Annotated in this window: 28 protein-coding genes and 1 riboswitch; all 28 genes read left to right on the top strand. The window is 37.1% G+C overall.

The window, feature by feature from the left end; genetic code table 11:
- Window positions 1-194 precede the first annotated feature (194 nt).
- The gene (locus ACPLVE_RS04480; protein WP_424610220.1) at window positions 195-443 is read left to right on the top strand and encodes a DUF4321 domain-containing protein; all 249 of its coding nucleotides are present in this window, start codon (window positions 195-197) and stop codon (window positions 441-443) included.
- 9 nt (window positions 444-452) lie between these two features.
- On the top strand, window positions 453-1,067 hold the full coding sequence (locus tag ACPLVE_RS04475; protein WP_424610218.1) for a nucleoside triphosphate pyrophosphatase: 615 nt from the start codon (window positions 453-455) through the stop codon (window positions 1,065-1,067).
- On the top strand, window positions 1,024-1,725 hold the full coding sequence (gene radC / locus ACPLVE_RS04470; protein WP_424610217.1) for a RadC family protein: 702 nt from the start codon (window positions 1,024-1,026) through the stop codon (window positions 1,723-1,725). The genes ACPLVE_RS04475 and radC overlap by 44 nt, the downstream gene beginning before the upstream one ends.
- A 21-nt stretch (window positions 1,726-1,746) precedes the next feature.
- A complete protein-coding gene (locus ACPLVE_RS04465) occupies window positions 1,747-2,766 on the top strand; it encodes a rod shape-determining protein (RefSeq protein WP_424610215.1) in 1,020 nt (339 codons plus the stop codon).
- A gap of 12 nt (window positions 2,767-2,778) precedes the next feature.
- Complete coding sequence (gene mreC, locus ACPLVE_RS04460) at window positions 2,779-3,609, top strand: rod shape-determining protein MreC (protein WP_424610214.1); 831 nt, start codon at window positions 2,779-2,781, stop codon at window positions 3,607-3,609.
- A gap of 3 nt (window positions 3,610-3,612) precedes the next feature.
- Window positions 3,613-4,131 (top strand): rod shape-determining protein MreD, encoded by a 519-nt coding sequence (gene mreD / locus ACPLVE_RS04455; protein WP_424610213.1) that lies wholly within the window; start codon window positions 3,613-3,615, stop codon window positions 4,129-4,131.
- On the top strand, window positions 4,128-6,443 hold the full coding sequence (locus tag ACPLVE_RS04450; RefSeq protein ID WP_424610211.1) for a penicillin-binding protein 2: 2,316 nt from the start codon (window positions 4,128-4,130) through the stop codon (window positions 6,441-6,443). The genes mreD and ACPLVE_RS04450 overlap by 4 nt, the downstream gene beginning before the upstream one ends.
- Window positions 6,444-6,539: 96 nt before the next feature.
- Window positions 6,540-7,184, top strand: coding sequence for a septum site-determining protein MinC (gene minC / locus ACPLVE_RS04445; protein ID WP_424610209.1), 645 nt, complete (start codon window positions 6,540-6,542; stop codon window positions 7,182-7,184).
- Window positions 7,185-7,224: 40 nt separating this feature from the next.
- Window positions 7,225-8,019: a septum site-determining protein MinD gene (gene minD / locus ACPLVE_RS04440; protein ID WP_424610208.1), complete on the top strand. Its 795-nt coding sequence runs from the start codon at window positions 7,225-7,227 to the stop codon at window positions 8,017-8,019.
- A 20-nt stretch (window positions 8,020-8,039) separates the two neighbouring features.
- Window positions 8,040-8,315 carry a cell division topological specificity factor MinE gene (gene minE / locus ACPLVE_RS04435; RefSeq protein ID WP_424610206.1) on the top strand — a complete coding sequence of 92 codons (276 nt, stop codon included), beginning with the start codon at window positions 8,040-8,042 and terminating at the stop codon, window positions 8,313-8,315.
- Window positions 8,316-8,675: 360 nt separating this feature from the next.
- Entirely contained in the window at window positions 8,676-9,773 is a 1,098-nt protein-coding gene (rodA, locus tag ACPLVE_RS04430) for a rod shape-determining protein RodA (RefSeq protein ID WP_424610204.1), read from the top strand.
- Window positions 9,774-9,783: 10 nt separating this feature from the next.
- Window positions 9,784-10,173, top strand: coding sequence for a methylglyoxal synthase (gene mgsA, locus ACPLVE_RS04425; protein WP_424610202.1), 390 nt, complete (start codon window positions 9,784-9,786; stop codon window positions 10,171-10,173).
- A gap of 54 nt (window positions 10,174-10,227) precedes the next feature.
- Window positions 10,228-10,944, top strand: a complete 717-nt coding sequence (locus ACPLVE_RS04420; RefSeq protein WP_424610200.1) for a M23 family metallopeptidase — start codon at window positions 10,228-10,230, stop codon at window positions 10,942-10,944.
- Window positions 10,941-11,828 (top strand): M50 family metallopeptidase, encoded by an 888-nt coding sequence (locus tag ACPLVE_RS04415; protein ID WP_424610198.1) that lies wholly within the window; start codon window positions 10,941-10,943, stop codon window positions 11,826-11,828. The genes ACPLVE_RS04420 and ACPLVE_RS04415 overlap by 4 nt, the downstream gene beginning before the upstream one ends.
- A complete protein-coding gene (locus ACPLVE_RS04410; protein WP_424610196.1) occupies window positions 11,806-13,671 on the top strand; it encodes a TIGR03960 family B12-binding radical SAM protein in 1,866 nt (621 codons plus the stop codon). Before ACPLVE_RS04415 ends, ACPLVE_RS04410 begins: the two co-directional genes overlap by 23 nt.
- Window positions 13,637-14,290: a TIGR03936 family radical SAM-associated protein gene (locus ACPLVE_RS04405; RefSeq protein ID WP_424610194.1), complete on the top strand. Its 654-nt coding sequence runs from the start codon at window positions 13,637-13,639 to the stop codon at window positions 14,288-14,290. Before ACPLVE_RS04410 ends, ACPLVE_RS04405 begins: the two co-directional genes overlap by 35 nt.
- Before the next feature lie 9 nt (window positions 14,291-14,299).
- Window positions 14,300-15,694: an Rne/Rng family ribonuclease gene (locus ACPLVE_RS04400; RefSeq protein ID WP_424610192.1), complete on the top strand. Its 1,395-nt coding sequence runs from the start codon at window positions 14,300-14,302 to the stop codon at window positions 15,692-15,694.
- A gap of 82 nt (window positions 15,695-15,776) precedes the next feature.
- Window positions 15,777-16,127 (top strand): LapA family protein, encoded by a 351-nt coding sequence (locus ACPLVE_RS04395; RefSeq protein ID WP_424610190.1) that lies wholly within the window; start codon window positions 15,777-15,779, stop codon window positions 16,125-16,127.
- 119 nt (window positions 16,128-16,246) lie between these two features.
- A complete protein-coding gene (gene rplU / locus ACPLVE_RS04390) occupies window positions 16,247-16,561 on the top strand; it encodes a 50S ribosomal protein L21 (protein ID WP_424610188.1) in 315 nt (104 codons plus the stop codon).
- 2 nt (window positions 16,562-16,563) lie between these two features.
- A complete protein-coding gene (locus ACPLVE_RS04385; protein WP_424610187.1) occupies window positions 16,564-16,890 on the top strand; it encodes a ribosomal-processing cysteine protease Prp in 327 nt (108 codons plus the stop codon).
- A gap of 3 nt (window positions 16,891-16,893) precedes the next feature.
- Entirely contained in the window at window positions 16,894-17,181 is a 288-nt protein-coding gene (gene rpmA, locus ACPLVE_RS04380) for a 50S ribosomal protein L27 (RefSeq protein ID WP_424610185.1), read from the top strand.
- A gap of 50 nt (window positions 17,182-17,231) precedes the next feature.
- Complete coding sequence (locus ACPLVE_RS04375) at window positions 17,232-17,465, top strand: Spo0B domain-containing protein (RefSeq protein WP_424610183.1); 234 nt, start codon at window positions 17,232-17,234, stop codon at window positions 17,463-17,465.
- A gap of 59 nt (window positions 17,466-17,524) precedes the next feature.
- Window positions 17,525-18,796, top strand: a complete 1,272-nt coding sequence (obgE, locus tag ACPLVE_RS04370; RefSeq protein WP_424610181.1) for a GTPase ObgE — start codon at window positions 17,525-17,527, stop codon at window positions 18,794-18,796.
- A gap of 73 nt (window positions 18,797-18,869) precedes the next feature.
- The gene (gene nadD / locus ACPLVE_RS04365) at window positions 18,870-19,499 is read left to right on the top strand and encodes a nicotinate-nucleotide adenylyltransferase (RefSeq protein WP_424610180.1); all 630 of its coding nucleotides are present in this window, start codon (window positions 18,870-18,872) and stop codon (window positions 19,497-19,499) included.
- Window positions 19,496-20,092, top strand: a complete 597-nt coding sequence (gene yqeK, locus ACPLVE_RS04360; RefSeq protein WP_424610178.1) for a bis(5'-nucleosyl)-tetraphosphatase (symmetrical) YqeK — start codon at window positions 19,496-19,498, stop codon at window positions 20,090-20,092. The genes nadD and yqeK overlap by 4 nt, the downstream gene beginning before the upstream one ends.
- A complete protein-coding gene (locus ACPLVE_RS04355) occupies window positions 20,076-21,251 on the top strand; it encodes an LCP family protein (protein WP_424610176.1) in 1,176 nt (391 codons plus the stop codon). The genes yqeK and ACPLVE_RS04355 overlap by 17 nt, the downstream gene beginning before the upstream one ends.
- Before the next feature lie 4 nt (window positions 21,252-21,255).
- The gene (gene rsfS / locus ACPLVE_RS04350; RefSeq protein ID WP_424610174.1) at window positions 21,256-21,609 is read left to right on the top strand and encodes a ribosome silencing factor; all 354 of its coding nucleotides are present in this window, start codon (window positions 21,256-21,258) and stop codon (window positions 21,607-21,609) included.
- Between the two features lie 86 nt (window positions 21,610-21,695).
- Window positions 21,696-22,346 carry a helix-turn-helix transcriptional regulator gene (locus ACPLVE_RS04345; RefSeq protein ID WP_424610172.1) on the top strand — a complete coding sequence of 217 codons (651 nt, stop codon included), beginning with the start codon at window positions 21,696-21,698 and terminating at the stop codon, window positions 22,344-22,346.
- 77 nt (window positions 22,347-22,423) lie between these two features.
- Window positions 22,424-22,556: riboswitch (cyclic di-AMP (ydaO/yuaA leader) on the top strand.
- Window positions 22,557-22,583 lie beyond the last annotated feature (27 nt).

Raw genomic sequence — 22,583 nt, 5'->3', positions numbered from 1 at the left:
CCAAGTTTAGTTACCGCTTTGACAACAAGTCGCATTTACACACAAAATGCCACTTTTAAACTTTGTCAACAGTCTGGGTCCCCAACGTTTGTTGGGGGCTTTGCCATTTTTTTATTCAAAAGTTAGTTATAGAAATATATATAATTTGTGATATAATAAAAAGGAATGATATTTGCCACAAGGAGTGAAACGATTTGAGAAGAGGGAAAAGCGGCTGGACATTGTTGTTTTTGCTCTTAGTAGGACTGATACTGGGCGGTTTTGTGGGAGATCTTTTGGGACGTTTTTTCAAAGAACTTTCTTACGCTCAAGTAATAGGCATGAACAATCCTTTGGCACTGGACCTCAATTTTTTAAAGTTCTCTTTTATGCTCACTTTTAAAATAAATATAGGCACTGTGATAGGACTTGTATTGGCTATTTATTCCTATTACAAGATGTAGGTGGGATGTATGAAAATTTTTCTCGCCTCTAAATCTCCGAGAAGAAGAGAACTTCTTGAAAATCTAAATTTTCCATTTCAAATTGTGGAGAATGACATTGAAGAGGTTTCAAATGAAAAAGAACCATCAAAATATGTGATGGATTTAGCCTTTAAAAAGGCACAAAAGGCTGCTGACAAGATAAGAGATGAGGCAATAGTGATAGCGGCTGATACGATTGTGGTAGTAGATGGCGAGATTTTGGGCAAGCCAAAAGACAGAGAAGAAGCTTTTTCTATGTTAAAAACTTTGCAAGGTAAAGAACATATCGTTTATACAGGAATAGCAGTAATTAAGCTTCCAGAAATGAAGCATTCTGTCGATTATCAAGAGACAAAAGTGTGGATAAGAAGATTAGAGGATGAAGAGATATTAAACTATATAGCTACAGGAGAATGCTGGGATAAAGCCGGTGCATACGCTATTCAAGGATTCGGGTCCTTAATTGTGGAAAAAATTGAGGGAGATTATTTCAATGTAGTAGGACTGCCTGTTGCCAAGCTTTTTGACCTGTTAAAAAGGGAATTTGGGGTGAAGTGGGTTGGGAGAGGATTTGAATATAAGGATAAAAGACTTGCCTTATGAAGAAAGGCCTAGAGAAAGGCTAATAAAATACGGACCTCAGGTCCTTTCAAATGCTGAATTGATTGCCATAATAATAGGTACAGGGAGTAGAAGAGAAAATGCTATAAGTTTGGCTCAAAAGCTCATTACAGAGGAGAGAGGATTAAAGTTTATTATCAACTCAAGTGTGGAAAAGCTTGCGAATATAAGGGGGATTGGAATAGCAAAAGCTGTAAAATTAAAAGCGGCAGTGGAGTTAGGAAGAAGATTGATGCTTTCTACGCAAGGGGAAAATTTTTCTGTAACTTCTCCTGAAGACGTCATAAATCTTTTGATGGAGGAAATGAGATACCTTTCTAAAGAGCATTTCAAAGTAGTGATGCTAAACGTTAAAAATAAAATAATTGCCATTGAGACGATTTCTATAGGGAGTTTAAACACCTCAATCGTTCATCCTAGGGAGGTGTTTAAAGCTGCTATAGAAAGGTCTGCTTCTTCTATAATTTTAGTTCACAACCATCCGAGTGGAGACCCTACTCCTAGCAGGGAGGATGTAGAAGTGACAAAAAGATTGGTGGAGGCAGGTAAAATTCTTGGAATAAAGGTCTTAGACCATGTTATAATTGGAGATGGGAGAGGTATAAGTCTCAAAGAAAAAGGGTATTATGATTTTGAATAAGAAAGGAAGGAGTATACACGAATGAGAGGATTTTCAAGGGATATAGGAATTGACTTGGGGACGGCTACAACATTAGTATACGTTCAGGGTAAGGGGATTGTCTTAAGAGAACCTTCAGTTGTGGCAATGCGGACGGATACGAAAACAATTCTTGCTGTCGGTGAAGAAGCTAAAAGAATGGTGGGGAGAACCCCTGGGAACATAGTGGCTATAAGGCCTATGAGAGACGGCGTGATTGCTGATTTTGATGTAACAAAGGCAATGCTAGATCACTTCATAAGCAGAGTAAACCCAAGAAAGGGGCTTTTTAGGCCGAGAGTGATAATAGGTATTCCCTCAGGAGTTACAGAAGTAGAGAAGAGAGCGGTTATTGAAGCAGCCCTTCAGGCAGGAGCAAAGGAAGCTCATACTGTGGAGGAACCAATGGCAGCAGCTATTGGGGCGGGACTTCCTGTTGAAGAACCTACAGGCAGCATGGTAGTAGATATAGGAGGAGGAACTACCGATGTTGCGGTTATTTCTTTAGGAGGTATAGTGACTAATAAGTCTTTGCGGGTTGGCGGAGACGAGATGGACGAAGCCATAATAAATTATATAAAGAGAGAGTACAATCTCATGATTGGAGAAAGGACTGCTGAGGAAATAAAAATTCAAATAGGTTCGGCTTTTCCAAAAGAAAAAGAAGAGTCAATGGACATAAGGGGTAGAGACCTGGTCTCTGGTCTTCCAAAGACATTGAGAATTACTTCTACAGAGATTTTAGAGGCTTTAAAGGAACCTCTTTCAAACATTGTCGAAGCTATAAAAGTCACACTAGAAAAAACTCCTCCAGAATTAGCTGCAGATATCATGGATAGGGGTATAATGTTGACAGGCGGAGGTGCACTTTTAAGCGGTATAGATAAACTGATAAGACAGGAAACAGGAATGCCCGTTCAAATAGCAGATAATCCTACAGACTGTGTGGCGCTTGGGGCAGGTAAGATTTTGGAAGAGAGTTCCTTATTTAGAAGGGTTTTAAGCCCTGCAACTAGAGTTTGAGAGGTGTTTTAAGTGCCCCGTTTTTTTAAGAATAGGCAGCTTATTCTGATACTTTTAATAGCCGTGGCGCTTATTGCTGCCATGGCTTATACTTATGATACAGAAAGATATCTTACAAGAGCAGAATCTGTAATAGGTGGTGTGTTTACTCCTGTAGGTAAGTTTTTTTATCGAATGACCAATGGCATTTCTGACTTTTTTTCCTCTATAGCAGAGATTGGAAGTTTAAGAGCTACAAATGAAAGACTTCAAAAGGAATTAGAAAGATTGCAAAAAGAAAATGTAAAACTACAGGAGTTAAAAAATGAAAACGAAAGGCTAAAAGAAGCGCTTGATTTTAAGACAGAAAATCCGGAACTTAATCTTAAGTTGGCTTCCATTACGGGGAAAAACCCGGGCAATTGGTTTAATACATTTACGATTGATAGAGGTAAAAAAGATGGAGTAATGCCTGGGATGGCAGTTTTGGATGAAAAGGGTAACATGGTGGGGCAAGTCTTCCAGGTGGGCGATACCTGGTCGAAAGTTTTATCCATAGTAGATAGGGATAGTTCTGTGAGTGCAGTAGATGTTAGGACAAGGGATAACGGCATAGTAAGGGGAGATTCTCAGGGCGGTCTTTTAATGATATATCTTCCTCTCGATGCGGAAATTTTAGAGGGGGATATCATCACTACTTCTGGTATGAGCAGATTTCCCAAAGGTCTTGTAATAGGGAAAGTAGAACGAGTGACAAAGGAACCCGGGGCGCTTTTTAAGCAAGCAGTTGTGAAACCGGCAGCTGATTTTGAAAGATTGGAATATGTATTTGTGGTGCTTAATATGACTGAAGCGGGGAAATAAAATATGAGAGGCATATACAAGTATTTGATTGTTATTTTGTTGGTACTCTTGCAATCTTCTTTTTTCAGATTTGTGGATATTTTGGGCGTAAAACCTGACGTTGTATTTATATTCGTTTTTAGTCTTTCTCTTTTAAATGGGCCATGGGAAGCCATCTATTTAAGTCTTTTTGCTGGGCTCTTGCAAGATATAATGTTTAACAGGGCTTTGGGAATTTACACTTTTGCACTTCTTCTTGTTTCCTATATTGCTGGACTTTTGAATAAAAACATTTTTAGGGAAAGTACTTTTGTGGCTTTTGTTTTTACCTTTATTGGTACTCTTTTTTACAACCTGATAATCATGTTTTCAATGGTCTTAATGAAATATCAGTTTGGTTTTATAGAAGAATTTCTCAATGTTGGAATGATACAGGCGGTTTACAATTCCTTAATCGTGGTATTTGTATATAAATATATTGTGAATTTCAACAGTTATGTGAGTGAAAAGAAAACACTTTTCTCCAGGAAAAGTCGATTTTGAAGGTGATAAGGTTGAGCGAGATGCTAAAAAAAAGGTTTTATGTGCTTTGGACTATAATAAGTGTGTTACTAGTTCTTCTTATATCTCGCCTTGTGTATTTGCAGTTGATAAAGGGAGATTATTATAGGGAAATTTCTATAAAACAGGCCATTCGTTTGATTCCTATTGATGCTCCAAGAGGAGAAATTGTCGATAGATATGGCATAAAACTTGCCACTAATAGACCCAGTTTTTCTGTTGATATTTTAAAAGGGGAAGTAGTAGACAGTCATTTGAATGAAACTATATTAAAGTTGATACATTTGCTAGAGAAAAATAATGTAAAGTATAAGGACGACCTTCCAATTTATTTAGATGAAAAAGGAGAACCTTATTTCAATTTTAAAAATCCTGACGAGGGAGAAGTTTCCCCTGAAACTTTAAAAGAAAGAGAGAAGCTGTGGAAAAAAACGAATAACATAAATGAAAATGCTACGGCAAAAGAAACATGGAATATTATGATGAAAAAATTTAAAATTTCGAAGGATTTAGACCCACAGGATGTGCGCAAAATAATGGTTGTAAGGCAGCTTATGGAGGAACAAGGGTATAATCAGTATCAGCCAGTGGAAATAGCGGTGGATGTAGATCAAAAAACGGTAGCGGAAATTGAAGAAAGGCATCTGGAACTTCCCGGGATAATGATTAGTATAAAACCTGTGAGGTACTATCCTTACGGTACACTATTATCTCAAACTCTTGGATATATAGGTCGCATTACTCCTGAAGATTTAAAAAAACTAGATATAAAAAAGTACAAGTTAACAGATTTAGTTGGGCACTCTGGGATTGAAGCTTTATATGAGGAATATTTGCATGGAAAAGATGGAGGCCAGCAAGTCGTGGTAGATAATTATGGTAGGCTTATAAAGAGCTTAAGTACAGTGCCTCCTGTGCCAGGAGATACAGTTTTTCTTACTATAGATAAAAATGTTCAAGAAGCCGCAGAAGAAGCTCTTGTAAATACCATGCAAAAATTAAGAGAGGGAAAACTAGGGAAACCAAGACCCAATGCTAATATTGGAGCAGCAGTCGTTGTGGATATACATTCAGGAAGGATATTGGCTTTGGCTAGTGTACCTGGATTTGACCCTAATGTTTTCGCTACGGGAAGTCCTCCAAAAGACGTGGTAAATGAGCTTTTTAGGGAGAGAAACGCCACTGTAGAGCCAAGCCCTATTTTCAATTACGCAACTCAGGGGGCGGTACCTCCAGGTTCCACTTTTAAGATGATTGTCGCTTTAGCAGCATTAGAAAGTGGCGTTACTACGGTAGATGAAAAATACCTGGACCCTGGGGTGTATATTACTGGGCAGACAAACTGGTTGTGGAATGAATATGGGAGGACACAGGGGTGGGTCAATGTATCGGATGCTATAAAGTATTCGACAGATACTTATTTTTACGAAATGGGAAGAAGAATGGGAATAGATAAAATAGTGGAATATGCTAAGAAATTTGGATTGGACGAAAAGACGGGAATTGAACTTCCAGAAGCTAAGGGGATCATAGCGAGCCCTAAATATAAAAGAGAGTTCTATTTGGGACTTATACACTCTATGGTAAAAAGTGAAAAGAATCCAGATGGAGTGATAACTGAGGAGCAGTACAAAAAGATAGTTGAAATCGTCGATAAGGGAAATTTGTCCGATTACAATACCTTTTTGCAGTTAGAAAAAATGGGAATAAAGGATACAAAGTTGCAGAGAAAACTCTGGGAGATGATGTATTATGCAAGGCATTGGAGCCTGGCTGATACCTGTAGTGCGGCTATTGGACAGGGAGACAATCAATTTACTCCTCTAGAGATTGCGAGCTATATTTCAACTTTAGTAAACGGTGGAATAAGATATAGACTCCACCTTGTAGATAAGATTGTAGACGCTGAGGGGAATATAGTGAAAAAGACAGAACCCGAAGTTTTAGGAAAAATAGACATTCCTAAAAAGTATCTGGATGCAATAAAGCTTGGCATGAAAGGAGTTACTGAAAGAGGAGGAACGGCAAGCGCTGCATTTGACGGATTCCCCATGACCGTAGGAGGTAAGACTGGTACTGCTGAAGTGGGAATCAAGGGAAGAGATAATTATGCCTGGTTTGTGGGTTTTGCTCCCTATGAGGATCCTCAAATAGTGGTTGTCACGGTCATTTATCAAGGAGGCGGTGGCTCATATGCTGCCTATGTGGCTAGAGACATATTTGATGCTTATTTTGGCCTTAGTAAAAGTGGGGAGAAAGAGACCTTTAATTTTATGAATATTCCTTTGAGATGAAGAGGAATATATCCTCTTTTTTTCTTTTTACAAGCAGGAAAATTGCATTTTATGAAGAATATAGATATTTAGATGAAACCAAACTGGAGGTAAATTATGGCAATGGAACCCGTTAAAATCCAAGGTACAAAAGAAGGACTTGTAATTGTATTAGAAGAGGAGTTGGATATTGAAGCTTTAAAGGAAAGAATCGTAGATAGAATTGAGAAATCCCTTAGTTTTTTTGAAGGGGCTACTTTAAATGTCAGAGTTAAAAATCCCAAGTTTAAAGAGGAAGAAATTGAGGAATTAAGAGATTATATCATGAAAAAATATGGGGTGAAAATTTTTATAAAAAAATTTCAAGAAAAGCATATAAAAAATGTGACAGATGACGAAATATTTAATGGGTTGGAAGAAGGAATCACTAAATTCCATAAAGGAACTGTTCGGTCTGGACAAGTCGTACGATATCATGGCAATTTGGTAATAATAGGTGACGTAAATCCTGGTGGTCTTATCCAAGCTGCTGGTAACATAGTGGTTATGGGGACATTGAGGGGAATCGCCCATGCGGGTTTTACAGGTAATAAAGAGGCTTTTATTGTTGCTTCCTCCTTAAAAGCCATGCAACTTAGAATAGCAAACATAATTTCAAGAGCTCCTGACAAGGAGGAAGAAGTAGAATATCCGGAGATTGCCGTAGTGAAAAAAAACAAGATAATTGTAAGGCCACTTTACCATCTGGGAGACTTATGGTAAAATATTCTAATAAATAATATTAATGGAATGGAGTGGGAGGATGAAGGAAGCAATAGTCATAACTTCAGGAAAGGGAGGAGTGGGTAAAACCACCACTACTGCAAATATTGGTACATATCTGGCTATGAAGGGTTATAAGGTAGCTTTAGTAGATACTGATATAGGTTTGAGGAATTTAGATGTAGTGATGGGGCTTGAGAATCGGATTGTTTATGATATTGTGGATGTTGTAGAAGGTCAGTGCAGATTAAAACAGGCTCTTATAAGAGATAAGAGGTTTGATACCCTCTATCTTTTACCTGCTGCTCAAACTAGGGACAAGACGGCGGTAAGCCCTGAACAGATGAGGAAGCTGATACAGGACCTAAAAGAGGAGTTTGACTATATATTGGTAGATTGCCCGGCAGGGATTGAACAAGGTTTTAAAAATGCTATAGCTGGAGCCGATAGAGCAATTGTTGTAACAACTCCAGAAGTTTCGGCAGTGAGAGATGCTGATAGGATAATTGGACTTTTAGAAGCTGCTGAACTTCATGACCCTCTTCTTGTGATAAATAGAATAAAAATGGATATGGTCAAAAGAGGAGACATGATGGATATAGAGGATATAATAGATATACTTGCAATTGACCTTCTGGGAGTAATTCCGGATGATGAAAATATAATTATTTCTACTAATAAGGGCGAACCCATAGTTTTAGAAGAAAAATCATTAGCTTCACAAGCTTACAGAAACTTGGTGGAGAGACTTCTTGACAAAAACGTACCTCTGATAAATTTAGACGTGGGCAATGGTTTTATGGACAGGTTGAGAAGACTTTTTAAGATGGCCTGAAAGTTAAGGAGGTGTTTTAAGTGGATTTGTTTAAGGCCTTTGGCGGGAAAAGCAATAGTAAAGACATAGCAAAGGAGAGGCTCCAGCTTTTGTTGGTTCACGACAGATTGGATGCTTCACCTCGTTTTTTGGAAATGATAAAAGAAGATATTTTAAATGTAATCTCAAATTATGTTGACATAGATGAAAAAGAACTTAAAGTGGAGATTACAAAAGAGAGAAAAAACGATGATACCTATATTTCAGCTCTTCATGCCAACATTCCTATAAAAAAGATGAAACAAGTAATAAGGTGAACTGGCGAACAGCCAGTTTTAGATTGTTGACAAAATCCATATTAATTTAAGTGGCATTTTGTGTTAATGCTCCGGAGTTGCAAAGCGACTAAACTAAGGCTCACTTTTCGAGCTCCGGCGGGGTGCCGGCCAATTCGCCAAAAGGCTCAGGTGGCCGCTCGCTTTGCTCGCCCCGCCTTCGCTTCTCAAGCTCGCCAAGTTTAGTTATCGCTTTGGCAACGAGTCGCATTTACACACAAAATGCCACTTCTTAAACTTTGTCAACAGTCTGAACTGGCGAACAGCCAGTTTTTTTATGTAGTTTAATCTTGTATTGTATGATATAATACAAAGTGGATTTTTTAAAAGGGGAGAATCACCTTGTTTGATAGAAAATTGCTTAAAAATTTTGATTGGGGTCTTTTAATTGTTGTTTTATTACTCTGTATATACAGCCTGGTTGTGGTCACAAGTGCCTCCCATGCTTTACAGACAGGTTCATATAAGAAGGTTGTAATACAGGCTATAGCGATTCTAATAGGCCTTATTTCAATTGTGTTTATATGTCTTTTTGATTACAACATATTTGCTAAGTTTTCCACTTTTATATATATCTTAAACTTGATCGGTCTGATGCTTGTACTGGTTATAGGGAAAGTGAGTAATGGAGCACAAAGCTGGATAAGTCTCGGACCTGTCGATATACAACCTTCTGAATTTTCTAAATTGGCTTTGGTTCTTACTTTGGCAAATATGTTTAGTGATCAAGAAGAGATCAAATCTTTCAAAGAATTGATAGGTCCTCTTGTATATGTCGGGATACCTTTTATTGCAGTTATGCTCCAGCCCGATTTGGGGACAGGACTTGTTTTTATAGCGATTTTTTTAGCGATTGTGTATATTTCGGGAATAAAAACAAAAGTGCTTGCCCAACTTTTTGCGTTAGGAATTGCAATGCTTCCTGTGGGTTATAAACTTTTAAAACCTTATCAGAGGAATAGGCTTATGTCCTTTTTAAATCCCGAACTAGACCCTATGGGGACGGGTTATCATGTGATACAATCGAAGATAGCAGTAGGTTCAGGAATGTTTTGGGGGAAGGGGCTTTTCCACGGCAGTCAAACCCAACTTTATTATCTTCCAGAAGCGTGGACGGATTTCATTTTTTCTGTTGTGGGAGAGGAATTAGGATTTATAGGGGCATTTCTTCTTATACTTCTTTACGCTGTACTGCTCTATAGGGCATGGAGGATTGCCTACAACGCAAAGGATAAATATGGAATGCTTGTAGCAGTTGGTATAATCGCTATGTTTGCCTTTCACATATTTGAAAATATAGGTATGACGATTGGCCTTATGCCTATAACTGGCATTCCTCTTCCCTTTATGAGTTACGGTGGTAGTGCTATGGTGGTAGATATGATGGCTATAGGGCTTTTAGAAAGCATAAGCATGAGAAGACAGAAAATAAATTTTTAGGAGGGTTTTTATGAATATCGCACTCATTGCCCATGATCAAAAGAAAGATTTGATGGTCAATTTCGCTATAGCCTACAAACACATATTTGAGAAATGCAATTTGTATGCGACGGGACATACGGGGGAACTCATAAAAAAAGCCACAGGGCTTGATGTCCACTGCCTTTTGCCTGGCCCTTTAGGTGGTGACCAGCAGATAGGGGCTTTGATTGCAGAGAATAAAATCGACCTTGTTATTTTCTTGAGAGATCCCCTTACTGTTCAACCCCATGAACCGGACATTCTTGCGCTTTTGAGGGTATGTGATGTTCATTCAATTCCTGTCGCAACCAATATTGCTACTGCTGAAGTACTTTTAAAAGGAATGGAGTTGGGGCTTTTAGAATGGAGACAAATTTGATTCATAAGCGGGCCTCCTTCAAAATAAAATGTAGATAGAAGGAGGCTTTTTATTATGAGATATTATCCTAAAAGGGTTAACTTTTACAGAAAGTACTTAGAGCTTTTTGAAAATCAACTTATAATAGCTATGGTATTTTTGGGAATGGTTCTGATTTTTAAAGCAGTAGATGTACCTTTGACAAATTCTTTTATGAATGCTACTAAAAATGTCTTGACGTATGATTTAGACTATGAAAATGCAAAAAAGGGATTAAAATTGGTGCAGTCTAAAATTCCTTGGCTTAAAGAGAACGTAGTTAAAGTATTTTCACAGTCGGAGGAAAAATCCTCTTCTGAAAGACTTTCAAAAATTTCCTCAAGAATGATTCTTCCAGTGGAAGGGAAAATAAGCTCGGGTTTTGGGGAGAGGATAGATCCATTTACTAATAAGATGACAAAGCATACGGGGATAGATATTGAAGTTCCCGTAGGTACGGAAGTGAAAGCTGCACTTGATGGGGTTGTGATGTTAGCTACAGAAAAGGAAGACTTGGGTAAAGTAATTGTATTGAAGCATGAAGGCGATGTAAGAACCGTTTATGCTCATCTTTCGGAGATTTTTGTCCAGGAAGGGCAAAAGGTAAAACAAAAAGAGGTGATAGGCAAGTCGGGAGACACCGGCAGAGTTACCGCTCCCCATCTCCACTTTGAAGTATGGGAAAATGGGCAACCTGTAGACCCACTTACAAAGGTAGTGATAAGCGAAACTACCAGTGATAGTGAAAAATGAGAATAAAAGTCCATTTTTCTACCTTGCTCTTTGGAATTTTACTGATTTTTTTTGGTTTTTCTAAGGAATTTTTTTGTATAGCTGTTGTATTAGGTTTACATGAGGCAGGGCATATTTTGGCGGCAAAAAGGCTGAAGGTAGAAGTTTTAGAGCTTGACATATATCCTTTTGGAGGAGTTGCCTTTCTTGACCCGAGCATTTTTATACGACCGGATTTAGAAATTTTAATAGCATTAGCTGGACCTTTTTCTAACATTTTTTTTGCTTTTCTCTCGGAATTGATTTCCCAAATTTTTCACTTGGAGATGGAACATTTTGTAAAAGCCAATCTCATGATGGCTTTTTTTAATCTTCTACCAGGTTTACCCTTGGATGGGGGAAGGGCTTTTAAGAGTTTTCTTTCCTGCTTTTTAAACTTTAGGACTGCTGTGTTTATTGCAGTGTATAGCAGTTATTTGATTTCATTTGCCCTTTTATGGTTTTTTTTCAGTGATATTGACCATTTGGAAAAATCAATTTTTTACTTGTTTTTGGCGATTTTTCTGGTAATTGCGGCTAACAAAGAAAAAAATATGACAGCTTTTTCCCAAATGAGAAATTTGTATAGAAAAAAGATGGAATTTCAAAAAAAAGGCTTGATGTCAGTTTATCATGTAGCTGCATATGAGAAAATGATGTTGAAAGATGTAATAAAAGGTTTTATGCCTTCAAAATACCATGTTATAATAATATTAGACGAGAATTTGAGGGAAAAATATAGAATGACTGAGGCGGAATTTTTTGAAAAAGCTTTGGAATATGGTTTAAATAGTTATATAGGCGATATAGTAGGAGATTACCAAAAACATTGGAGGAGAAATAATGGATATAAAGGAAAAAATTGATTATTTGCTCATGAAGGTAAGCAAACCCACCAGATATACAGGTGGAGAATTGAATTCAATTTTAAAAGATCCAGAAAGAGTAAAGGTGAGATTTGCCTTTGCTTTTCCCGATGTTTATGAGGTGGGCATGTCTCACCTTGGACTTAGAATTTTATACCATCTTTTAAATAAAAGGGAAGATGTGTACTGTGAGAGAGTATTTGCACCTTGGGTGGATATGGAAGCATTGATGAGGCAAAATAAAATTCCCCTTTTTACCCTCGAGACAAAAACTCCCCTTTCAGAATTTGATTTTGTGGGTTTTACTCTTCAGTACGAGTTAAGCTATACTAATGTTATAAATATGTTAAATCTTGCTAATATACCTATTTTATCTAGAGAAAGAGAAGGACTTCCTTTTGTTATAGCCGGTGGGCCTTGTGCCTACAATCCTGCTCCTTTGTCTGATGTGATTGATTTTTTTGTCATGGGTGAGGGAGAGGAAGTAATTAATGAGATAATAGACGCTTATATTGAATGGAAAGAAAGAAAAGGAGAAAGAGAGGAGTTTTTAGAGGCTGTTGCGCAGATACAAGGAGTATATGTACCAAAGTATTACATTGAGGAATATGACAAAGATGGAAAAATAAAGGATATACGTCCTATAAAAAAAGGGATTCCGGAGAGGGTTAAGAAAAGAATAGTAAAGGATTTTGAAAATGTGTACCACCCTGAAGAGCAAATTGTTCCTTTTATGGACATAGTGCATGACAGAATAATGCTTGAGATATTCAGAGGTTGTACTCGAGGATGCAGGTTTTGTCAGGCAGGAATGATTTACAGGCCTTTGAGGGAAAAATCGAAAGAAAAAATTATTGAATTAGCGGACAAGCTCGTAAAGTCGACAGGATATGAGGAAATTTCTCTGACTTCCTTGAGTACTTTTGACTATTCGGAGATTGAAGATCTAATAAGGGAACTCATATCCAGATATCAAGATAGAGGGATAGGTGTTTCAATTCCTTCTACAAGAGTGGATGCTGTTTCTGTGAATTTGCTAAAAGAGATACAGAAGGTAAGAAAAACAGGACTTACTTTAGCACCGGAAGCCGGAACGCAGAGGCTAAGAGATGTTATAAATAAAGGGATAACAGAAGAGGAGATTTTAGAGGCCACGGCTGCTGCTTTTGAAGCGGGGTGGAACAATATAAAGCTTTATTTCATGATTGGACTTCCTACTGAGACGATGGAAGATGTGGAAGGAATAGTAGATTTGGCTTATAAAATAGTTGATAACTATAAAAAAATCAAAGGAAACATCAAGAATTTGAGAGTTACGGTGAGTACTTCTACCTTTGTCCCAAAACCTTTTACGCCTTTTCAGTGGGTGGCTCAGGATAGTATTAAAAAGATAATTGAAAAGCAGGATTTTCTTAAAAAAAGCTTGAAGAGCAAAGCTTTGAAGTACAACTGGCACAATCCACATATGAGTTTTCTTGAGGCTGTTATTTCTAGAGGTGACAGAAGGGTAGGGAAAGCTATAATAAAGGCCTGGGAAAAGGGCTGTAAATTTGATGGATGGGACGATTATTTTGACTATGAAAAATGGGAAAAAGCTTTTAAAGAAGCGGGAGTTAATCCATATTTTTATGCTAACAGAGAATGGGGCATGGAAGAAATTTTGCCTTGGGATGTAGTGGACGTCGGGGTTACGAAAAAATTCTTGCAGAGAGAATATAAAAAAGCTTTAGAAGGCAGGATTACACCCGATTGTCGTTATTACTGTACTGGCTGTGGAGTAAAGGATTATGACGAGGGGGTTATATGTTTTGAAGCGCCTAAGATGCAAATACACAAAAGGTGAAGAAGTAAAATTTATATCCCATCTCGACCTTTTGAGAGTTATGCAAAGGGCTTTAAGAAGAGCCGATATAAAAGTAGCTTTGACTCAGGGATTTAATCCCCATCCAAGGATTTCATTTGGACCTGCCTTAATAGTGGGGGCGACTACTGAGGGAGATTATATGGATATTGATTTGGAGGAAGACATCTCACCTGAGGAGTTTAAGAGGAAGATGAATGAAGTTTTGCCTGCTGGTATTAAGATTACAGAGGTCTTTGAAGTGGATATAAAGGATTCCTTATCATCTCGGATTAAAGAAGCAGATTATTTGCTGGAAGTATTTTTAAAAAAACAAATGGAAGATTTGGGTGAGGCTGTAAAAAGATTTTTAACACAGGATGCTATAGAAATAGAAAAAGATACTAAGAAAGGGAAAAAACTCATAGACTTAAAGTCATACCTTGAGGAATTTTATCTTATTGATACAAATAAAGAAAAGGCAAAGTTTTACGTAAAAATGAAGCTGGGGGAGGGGGCACCCAACCCTCTTCATCTTTTGAAGGCTTTTGATGAGTATTTGGGCAATGCTTTTAATTTGGAATATTACAGGATTCACAGAAAAAACATATTTTTAGAATGAGGAACCGGGGTGAAAATCTTGAAAAGGCTTGTTATCGATATAGATGAAAGACTTTGTCAAATTGCTCTTTTAGAGGATGGTAAATTGAGAGAGTATAGACCAGAAAGAAAAAATGGGAAAAATATTTTGGGAAATATTTACAAAGGGAGAGTAGAAAATGTTTTAAAAGGTATGCAAGCTGCTTTTGTAAATATAGGCCTTGAAAAGAATGCTTTTTTATTTTTAGAGGAAGGACAAAAGGCTTTAAAGCCAGGACAAGATATTATGGTGCAGGTTATAAAGGAAGCAATTGGACTTAAGAGCCCTCGCGTCACGACTAATATATCTATACCTGGGGAATATGTGGTTTTAATGCCCTTTGTAAATTATGTAAATGTCTCCCACAGAATTGAAAATCATGAAGATAGGCTAAGACTTATAGAGATTGCAAGAAAGTTGAAACCTGAGAACATGGGTATTATAATGAGGACGTCTTCTAAAGATGCTAAAGAAGAAGATATAAAATTAGATATAGAAAAATTGCTTTCTATATATAAAAAAATTGAAAAAGATTTTAAGCTTCTCCCTTCTCCTTCTCTTATCTTCAGCGAGGAGAGTATTGCTATAAAATATTTAAGGGATTTTTTATCCTATGAAGTAGAAGAAATTGTAATAAACGATAGAGAAGAATATGAGAAAATAAAAAAATATTTGAGGGAAATAGGAAAGGATATTGAGGTTGTGCTTGAAGAAGGTGATGTTTCAGGAATATATGGTGTGGATTTCCAGGTTGAAAAATTGCTTAGCAAAAGGGTATGGTTGAAAAGTGGGGGCTTTTTAGTGATAGATAGGACAGAAGCTTTGACAATAATCGATGTTAATACAGGTAAATATGTCGGGAAAACCTCTCTTGAAGAAACTATATTCAATACAAATCTTGAGGCGGCTGAAGAAATTGCTTTACAGCTTAAACTAAGAGACATAGGCGGTATTATACTAATAGATTTCATAGATATGGAAAACGAAAATTTTAAAAAACAACTGCTGGACTTTTTTAAAGAAAAGTTAAAGCAAGACAGAGCTAAATGTACTGTACTGGGATTTACTCAACTTGGGCTTGTTGAAATGACACGAAAGAAAGTGAGAGAAGAGATTTCACGATTTTTAAAAACCAAATGTCCCTTATGTGGTGGTAGTGGTACTGTTTGTTCTGAAGAGTACATATATAAAAGGTTAAAAAACAAGGTTGAGCGAATTTTAAGACATGTTACGACAAAAAAGGTGGTAGTAAAAGGTGATAAAAAGGTGGGGGAAATTATTGCAAAAAAGAAGTTTATAGAACGCTATGAAGAAAAAAAAGGAATTAAATTTGTTTTTGAAGAAGTTTTTAACGAGTATGGTAAGTTTGAAGTAGAATTTGAGTAATTATTGTTGACAACTTAAAAATATAAACTTATTATAAAGATAAGAAAAGAGTGTTAATGATTTGAAAAAGAGGTGAATTTTTATGAAAGGACAGTATTACACTATTCTTGTACTTATATTTGCTATCATAGTAGCTGTTTTTGCAATTTCAAACTCCGGTCCAGTTGATATAAGTTTTTTGTATTGGCATTATTCTATGTCACAGGCATTGGTCATTCTGCTTTCTGCCGCTATTGGAGCTATAACGGTAGGAATAATAGGAATAATTGGTCAGATAAGGTACAGTACTACTATAAAGGGACTCAACAATCGGATAAAGGAGCTTGAAAAGGAAAAGGAAGAACTTGTGCAAAAAGTCTCAGCTCTTCAAAAATATAATCTTGATAGAGGTAAAGAAGGGGGAGAAGGTGAAAAAGGAACGCAGTCCATTTGACATTGCTTTTTAATTGACAATTGGCCTTTCATTGTGCTAAAATATCACTTGTGGCCGCTCGAGACGGGTTTTAAAATTTTACCTTGCTCTCGGCGAGACTGGATGGAGGAGGTGCAGTTATGTACGCGATAATTGAGACAGGCGGTAAACAGTACATGGTCAAAGAGGGAGATGTCCTTAAGGTAGAAAAACTTAATTACCCTGAGGGAGAAGTTATAGCTTTGGATAAGGTATTAGCTGTCTCCTTTGAGGACGGTAATGTGATGGTGGGGAAGCCTTATCTTGAAAATGTAAAAGTTACTGCAAAGGTGTTGGAGCACGGGAAAGGTCCAAAGATAAGGGTATTTAAGTATAAGCCCAAAAAGAACTATAGAAAAAGACAGGGACATCGTCAACCATATACAAAGATTCAAATAGAAGCGATTGAGAAATAGCCATGATTGAAGTAAAAGTATGGAGGACTCCTGAAAGAGGCATATACAAGTTTAGCATAAAAGGGCACGCAGGATATGACGAATACGGAAAGGATATAGTGTGTGCTGCTGTATCTGCTATTTCTCAGACGGCGGTTTTAGGAATAGAAAATATAGAAGGTGTAAAGATTAGAAAGAAAATTGAGGAGGGTAATTTAGAAGTAGAAATTGAACAAGCATTAAAAGAAATAGACAGAATCAAGCTTCAGGCCATACTGGAAACCATGCTTTTAGGGCTTAAGGATGTGGCTCAGGGGTACAGTGATTATGTGAAGGTAGAGGAGGTGTAGAAAATGATACTACAGCTTTTTGCTCATAAAAAGGGAGTTGGAAGTTCCAGAAACGGACGAGACAGCGAATCCAAAAGATTAGGTGTAAAAAGAGGAGATGGACAGTTTGTACTTGCAGGAAATATACTGGTAAGGCAGAGAGGTACTAAAATACATCCAGGTGCTAACGTAGGAATAGGGAAAGACGACACGCTTTTTGCTTTGATAGATGGGTATGTAGTGTTTGAAAGGAAGGGCCGTGACAAGAAACAAGTAAGTGTGTATCCAGAAAGAAAAGTTGCTCAGAACTAAATCCTGGTTTATGCCAGGATTTTTTCATAATTTCAATTAGAAAGTGTGGGATGCATGTGGCAGATGAAATAGATATGGATTTATTGGTTAAATATATCAGGAAAAGGCGGCACGAGCTTTTAAACGATCTTCAGGTGCTTTTGGGATATGCTCAATTGGGTAAATTGGATAAACTAATAGAATATATACACAAGATGATTGCCAACTTAAATGAGGAAAGAGAAGTTTTTAATTTTGAAAACCCCGAAGAAATTATAAAAAGCCTTCTTAAAAAGGTACAATAAAATAAGAGAGTTATCCTATATAGATAAAAGAATTATGAAGAGTTGAGGCGGGTGATATAGTGTTTATCGATACAGCTAGGATATATATAAAAGCCGGAGACGGGGGAAATGGCTTCATCTCTTTTAGAAGAGAAAAATACGTTCCCTATGGAGGCCCTGATGGAGGAGATGGGGGAAAAGGCGGAGATGTTATCTTTATAGCGGATCCAAATCTTTCTACTCTTTTGGACTTTAAATATAAGAGAAAATATGTGGCTGAAAATGGGGAGAATGGAAAAAGTAAAAATCAATATGGAAAAAATGGCGAAGACCTCTATATAAAAGTTCCAGTAGGTACTACCATAGTAAATGATGAGACAGGAGAATTAATAGCAGACCTTACAAAGCCTTATCAAAAAGCTATTGTGTTAAGAGGTGGAAAAGGAGGAAGAGGAAATGCTAAGTTTGCTACTCCTACCTTGAAGACTCCTCGTTTTGCTGAAAGCGGTGAAAAAGGAAGAGGAATGTGGGTAAGGTTAGAACTTAAACTCCTTGCAGATGTGGGTTTGGTTGGTTTTCCTAATGCTGGGAAGTCCACCCTATTGGCAAGCTGCAGTAGGGCCAAACCTAAAATTGCTAATTATCCTTTCACGACGTTGATACCAAATTTGGGAGTGGTAGAACACAAAGGTAGGTCATTTGTAATGGCTGATATCCCTGGACTTATTGAAGGAGCTCACAGGGGAGAAGGATTAGGACACGATTTTTTAAGACACATTGAAAGAACAAAGATGCTTGTTCACGTGGTAGACATATCTGGCATTGAGGGGAGAGATCCTGTAGAAGATTTTGAAAAAATAAATGAAGAGTTAAGGCTTTATGATGAGAGGCTTTTGACTTTGCCTCAGATTGTAGCGGCAAATAAGATGGATTTGCCTGAAGCTAAGGAGAACTACAGTAATTTTGAAAAGGAGATAAGAAAAAGAGGATATGAAGTGTATCCTATATCTGCTCTTACAAGAGAGGGAGTGGATTTACTTCTAGATAAGGTGATTGAAATTTTGTCTTCCATACCCATAGAAAAAGGTGAGGAAGCTCCTGATGTGATAGTATATAATCCTCCTGAAGAGGAAGATATTCTTGAGATAGAAGTTCATGGGAATACCTACTACCTAAAAGGGAGCAAGATTGACAAACTTTTAAAGAGAATAAATCTACAGGACGAACATTCACTTAGGTATTTTGAAATTTTGCTTCGTAAAAGCGGAGTAATAGAAGAACTTAAGAAAAAAGGATTTAAAAGTGGGGATACCATAAATGTGAGGGATTTTGAGTTTGAATACTACGATTAAAAACTTCAAGTTGTGTATTTGCCCTTTTATAAGGTATAATTTAGATATATATTAAAGAGCAGGGGGATATAAATTGAAAAGGGAGCTAAGACTTGGCATAATGGGAGGTACGTTTGATCCTATACACTATGGTCATTTAGTTACAGCGGAAGCCGTGAGAGACGAATTTAAGCTGGATAAAGTGATTTTTGTTCCTGCTGGTAATCCTCCCCACAAGGTTAAAAGGAAAGTTACCGACAAAAAGCATAGATATTTAATGACTATTTTAGCTACAATAACAAATCCTTTTTTTGAGGTTTCTTCGATTGAAATAGAAAGAGAAGGTTACACTTACACGATTGATACTATCAAAGAATTTAAAAAGTTGTACGGTGACGAAACGCTATTCTACTTTATAACAGGAGCAGATGCGGTACTGGAGATTCTTACGTGGAAAAATGCGGACGAGCTTTTGAGGCTGTGCTATTTTGTAGCTGCAACTCGTCCAGGTATTGAGGGGAATAAGATAGACCAGGAACTTGACAAGATAAGGAACCTTTATGGAAATGTGATTTATAAAGTTACAGTTCCTTCTTTAGCTATTTCTTCTACTGATATAAGGGAAAGAGTCGCAAAGGGTAGACCTATAAAATACCTTTTGCCTGAACCTGTAGAAAGGTATATACAAAAGTACGGGCTTTACAAAGAGGATGATAGTATATGAAATATGATATCGAAAGAATGAAAGCGAAATTAAAGGAAATTCTCGATAAAGAAAGGTATTCCCATTCAATAGGAGTTATGGAAACTGCTTTAAAGCTGGCAGAAAAATATGGTGCAGATGTAGAGAAAGCAATGGTGGCAGGGCTTTTGCATGACTGTGCAAAAGGTTTATCTGATGAAGAACTTTTAAAGATGGCTTACAAGTACGGAGTTCCTGTAGATAATATTCTTCTTAAAGTACCTTTTTTATTGCATGGACCTGTTGGAGCTTGTATGGTTCAAGAATTGTTTGGAGTAACAGATGAAGAGATAAAAAGAGCGATTGCTCTTCACACTACGGGAGATGTTAACATGTCTGTTTTAGACAAGATTATATTTTTAGCAGACTATATAGAGCCAAATAGAGATTTTGAAGGAGTAGAGGAATTAAGGGAACTTTCCTGGAAGGATTTAGATTTAGCTGTTTTAAGAGCCTATGACAGCACTATATGCTATGTGATAAAGAGAAATATGATACTTTATGAGAAAACTGTAAGTGGAAGAAACGACATCCTTTTAAAGTTGGGAGAGGAGAAACATGAAAAGATTTCTTAAGATTTTTGCTCTTTTTTTGGGATTATTGATACTTAGTTTAGGAACAGGAGCTTATATCTACTTGAAGTCTTTAAACCCTTCTGATGCGAGTTTGATGAACCTTCCAGCTAAAGGGGATAAGAAAAATCCTGAAGAGATAAAGGTCCTAATTTTAGGAATTGATGAAACTTCTCCTGATGACCCTCATAGGTCAGATACGATGATGGTGGTCTCCTACAATGTCAATACGCAAAAAGGATATATACTATCTATTCCGAGAGATACCATGGTTACAATTTCTGGTCATGGGGTTCAAAAGATAAATGCAGCTTATCCAATTGGTGGACCTAAACTAGCTATGGAAGAAGTATCACAGCTTATTGGGGAAGATATTAACTACTATGTGAAAATTGACTATGAAGGTTTTAAGAAACTTGTAGATGCTATAGGCGGTGTGGAGATGAATATCCCTATGGACATGAATTATGACGATTATGCAGGAAATTTGCACATACACCTTAAAAAAGGGTGGCAACATTTAGATGGAGAAAAAGCTTTGCAGTTAGTGAGGTTTAGACACGGTTATGCCGAGCAAGATTTAGAGAGGGTAAAGGTCCAAAGGGAATTTTTGCTGGCGGCTTTGGACAAAATTAAAAGCCCTTCTATTCTTTTGAAATTACCTCAACTATTAAAGACAGTCAATCAATATGTAGAAACTAATATTCCTCCCTCTCTCATGATCAAATACGCCGAGTATACTGCAAAAGTCAGTAAAAATGACATAATTACTGCTACGTTACCTGGAAATCCGGAGTATATAAATGGTATAGCTTATTATGTCGTAAATCCAGAGGAGATAAAAAAATTTATGTCAGATCTAAAAAAGGGGGAATTAAATCAGTCTGTTAAGGTAGAAGTATTAAATGGGTGTGGCATTCCCGGGGCTGCAGGGAAAGTGGCGGAAATTTTAAAACAACAGGGCTTTGATGTAGTTCGAGTGGGGAATGTTAATGGTGCATCTTATGATACTACTCAGATAATTTTAAGGAGTGGGAATAAAAAAGTTGCAGATGAGCTTAGAAAATTTCTTAAAAATGCTGTGATAGTAGAGGACTACCAGAAAAAAAGCGATGCTGATGTAACCATAATTTTAGGAAAAAATGTAAGCTTAGAGGGGTGATTTAGTGATAGAGACAAGGGAGAAAGTGAATAAAATCTTTAGGATTTTAGATGAAAAAAAGGCTTTTGATGTGAAAATTTTGTATATTGGCGAACTTACTACCATTGCAGATTATTTTATAATAGCAACCGGTAAATCTAGTACACATGTGCAGGCATTGGCGGATGAGGTGGAGAAAAAATTGGGAGAAGAAGGTATATTTGTGGACCATGTGGAGAAAGACTTTGCGTCTGAGTGGATTTTAATGGATTATGAAGACGTAGTGGTTCACATTTTTCAGCAGGAAGCAAGGGAATTTTACAGTCTTGAAAGATTATGGGCAGATGCTAAAGAGATAGTGCTTGACAACAGAGGATAAGGCATGTATAATAACGTTAATAAATTTTTAATCATTTCTTTTTTCACATCCGCACACAATCTGGTATAATAGGGGGATTCAATCCGATGGGTACTCATCCGCTTTTAAAAAGTATTGCGCCTATAGTAGAAAGTCTTGCAAACACATTTGGGAAAAATTGCGAAGTAGCTCTTCACGACCTTTCATCACCTCAAGGGCCTATAATTGCCATTGCTAATGGGCACGTTACTGGGAGAGAAAAGGGGAGCCCTTTGCCTGATGTGATTCAAAAGGCATTAAAATCAGACAGTTTAGAAGACATGATTAATTTCAAAAACAAGTCCAGAGACGGGAAGATATTAAAATCTTCTGCTATTTTTATAAAAGACGAAAATGGGAAAGCTGTAGGTTGTTTGACAGTAAATATAGACATATCGGAGTTTATTCTTGTAAAAAATACTTTGTCAGAATTCTGTGAAATATCAGAGCCTTCAGAGGAAAACAAGGAATCTTATACAGGTAGTGTAAGCGATGTTTTAGAAAGTATAGTGAACACGACATTGGAAAGTTTCGGAAAACCTGTAAATTTCATGACAAAGGAAGAAAAAGTGCAGATAGTTAAGATGCTGGATGCAAAGGGTACCTTCCTTATAAGAGGTGCTGTAGACTATGTGGCAAAAATTTTGTGCGTGTCCAGATACACTATTTACAACTATCTGGATGAAATAAGAGTAGGAGAAGATTTTGGAAAATACTGACACCTGATTCCTTTATTTTACTTTACAAACATTTTATTTTATGATATAATAAAAACGGGTTTTTGTATAATTGAATAACATGCTAAACGCTGAATTCGTTAAGAAGCGGGGGACCCACTCTTTTGGGGTGAATCCATCTTTTATAAGATGGTAGGGTTATCTTTCGACCCGAACCCGTCAGCTAACCCCGTAAGCGTTGAAAGAGAAGGATGATAGCATGTAAGGTGTCTTATTACC

This window comes from Caldanaerobacter sp., assembly GCF_049701115.1.
Lineage (GTDB): Bacteria > Bacillota > Thermoanaerobacteria > Thermoanaerobacterales > Thermoanaerobacteraceae > Thermoanaerobacter.
The sequence above is the reverse complement of the archived record's forward strand: the minus strand, read 5'-3'. Positions and strand labels throughout refer to the sequence as shown.

What these genes read in the sequence shown, in the direction of transcription:
- ACPLVE_RS04475 (WP_424610218.1), top strand. Translation starts at nt 453, where the DNA reads ATGAAAATTTTTCTCGCCTCTAAATCTCCGAGAAGAAGAGAACTTCTT.
- ACPLVE_RS04465 (WP_424610215.1), top strand. Translation starts at nt 1,747, where the DNA reads ATGAGAGGATTTTCAAGGGATATAGGAATTGACTTGGGGACGGCTACA.
- mreD (WP_424610213.1), top strand. Translation starts at nt 3,613, where the DNA reads ATGAGAGGCATATACAAGTATTTGATTGTTATTTTGTTGGTACTCTTG.
- minC (WP_424610209.1), top strand. Translation starts at nt 6,540, where the DNA reads ATGGCAATGGAACCCGTTAAAATCCAAGGTACAAAAGAAGGACTTGTA.
- minD (WP_424610208.1), top strand. Translation starts at nt 7,225, where the DNA reads ATGAAGGAAGCAATAGTCATAACTTCAGGAAAGGGAGGAGTGGGTAAA.
- mgsA (WP_424610202.1), top strand. Translation starts at nt 9,784, where the DNA reads ATGAATATCGCACTCATTGCCCATGATCAAAAGAAAGATTTGATGGTC.
- ACPLVE_RS04420 (WP_424610200.1), top strand. Translation starts at nt 10,228, where the DNA reads ATGAGATATTATCCTAAAAGGGTTAACTTTTACAGAAAGTACTTAGAG.
- ACPLVE_RS04415 (WP_424610198.1), top strand. Translation starts at nt 10,941, where the DNA reads ATGAGAATAAAAGTCCATTTTTCTACCTTGCTCTTTGGAATTTTACTG.
- ACPLVE_RS04410 (WP_424610196.1), top strand. Translation starts at nt 11,806, where the DNA reads ATGGATATAAAGGAAAAAATTGATTATTTGCTCATGAAGGTAAGCAAA.
- ACPLVE_RS04395 (WP_424610190.1), top strand. Translation starts at nt 15,777, where the DNA reads ATGAAAGGACAGTATTACACTATTCTTGTACTTATATTTGCTATCATA.
- rplU (WP_424610188.1), top strand. Translation starts at nt 16,247, where the DNA reads ATGTACGCGATAATTGAGACAGGCGGTAAACAGTACATGGTCAAAGAG.
- ACPLVE_RS04385 (WP_424610187.1), top strand. Translation starts at nt 16,564, where the DNA reads ATGATTGAAGTAAAAGTATGGAGGACTCCTGAAAGAGGCATATACAAG.
- rpmA (WP_424610185.1), top strand. Translation starts at nt 16,894, where the DNA reads ATGATACTACAGCTTTTTGCTCATAAAAAGGGAGTTGGAAGTTCCAGA.
- ACPLVE_RS04375 (WP_424610183.1), top strand. Translation starts at nt 17,232, where the DNA reads ATGCATGTGGCAGATGAAATAGATATGGATTTATTGGTTAAATATATC.
- yqeK (WP_424610178.1), top strand. Translation starts at nt 19,496, where the DNA reads ATGAAATATGATATCGAAAGAATGAAAGCGAAATTAAAGGAAATTCTC.
- ACPLVE_RS04355 (WP_424610176.1), top strand. Translation starts at nt 20,076, where the DNA reads ATGAAAAGATTTCTTAAGATTTTTGCTCTTTTTTTGGGATTATTGATA.
- ACPLVE_RS04345 (WP_424610172.1), top strand. Translation starts at nt 21,696, where the DNA reads ATGGGTACTCATCCGCTTTTAAAAAGTATTGCGCCTATAGTAGAAAGT.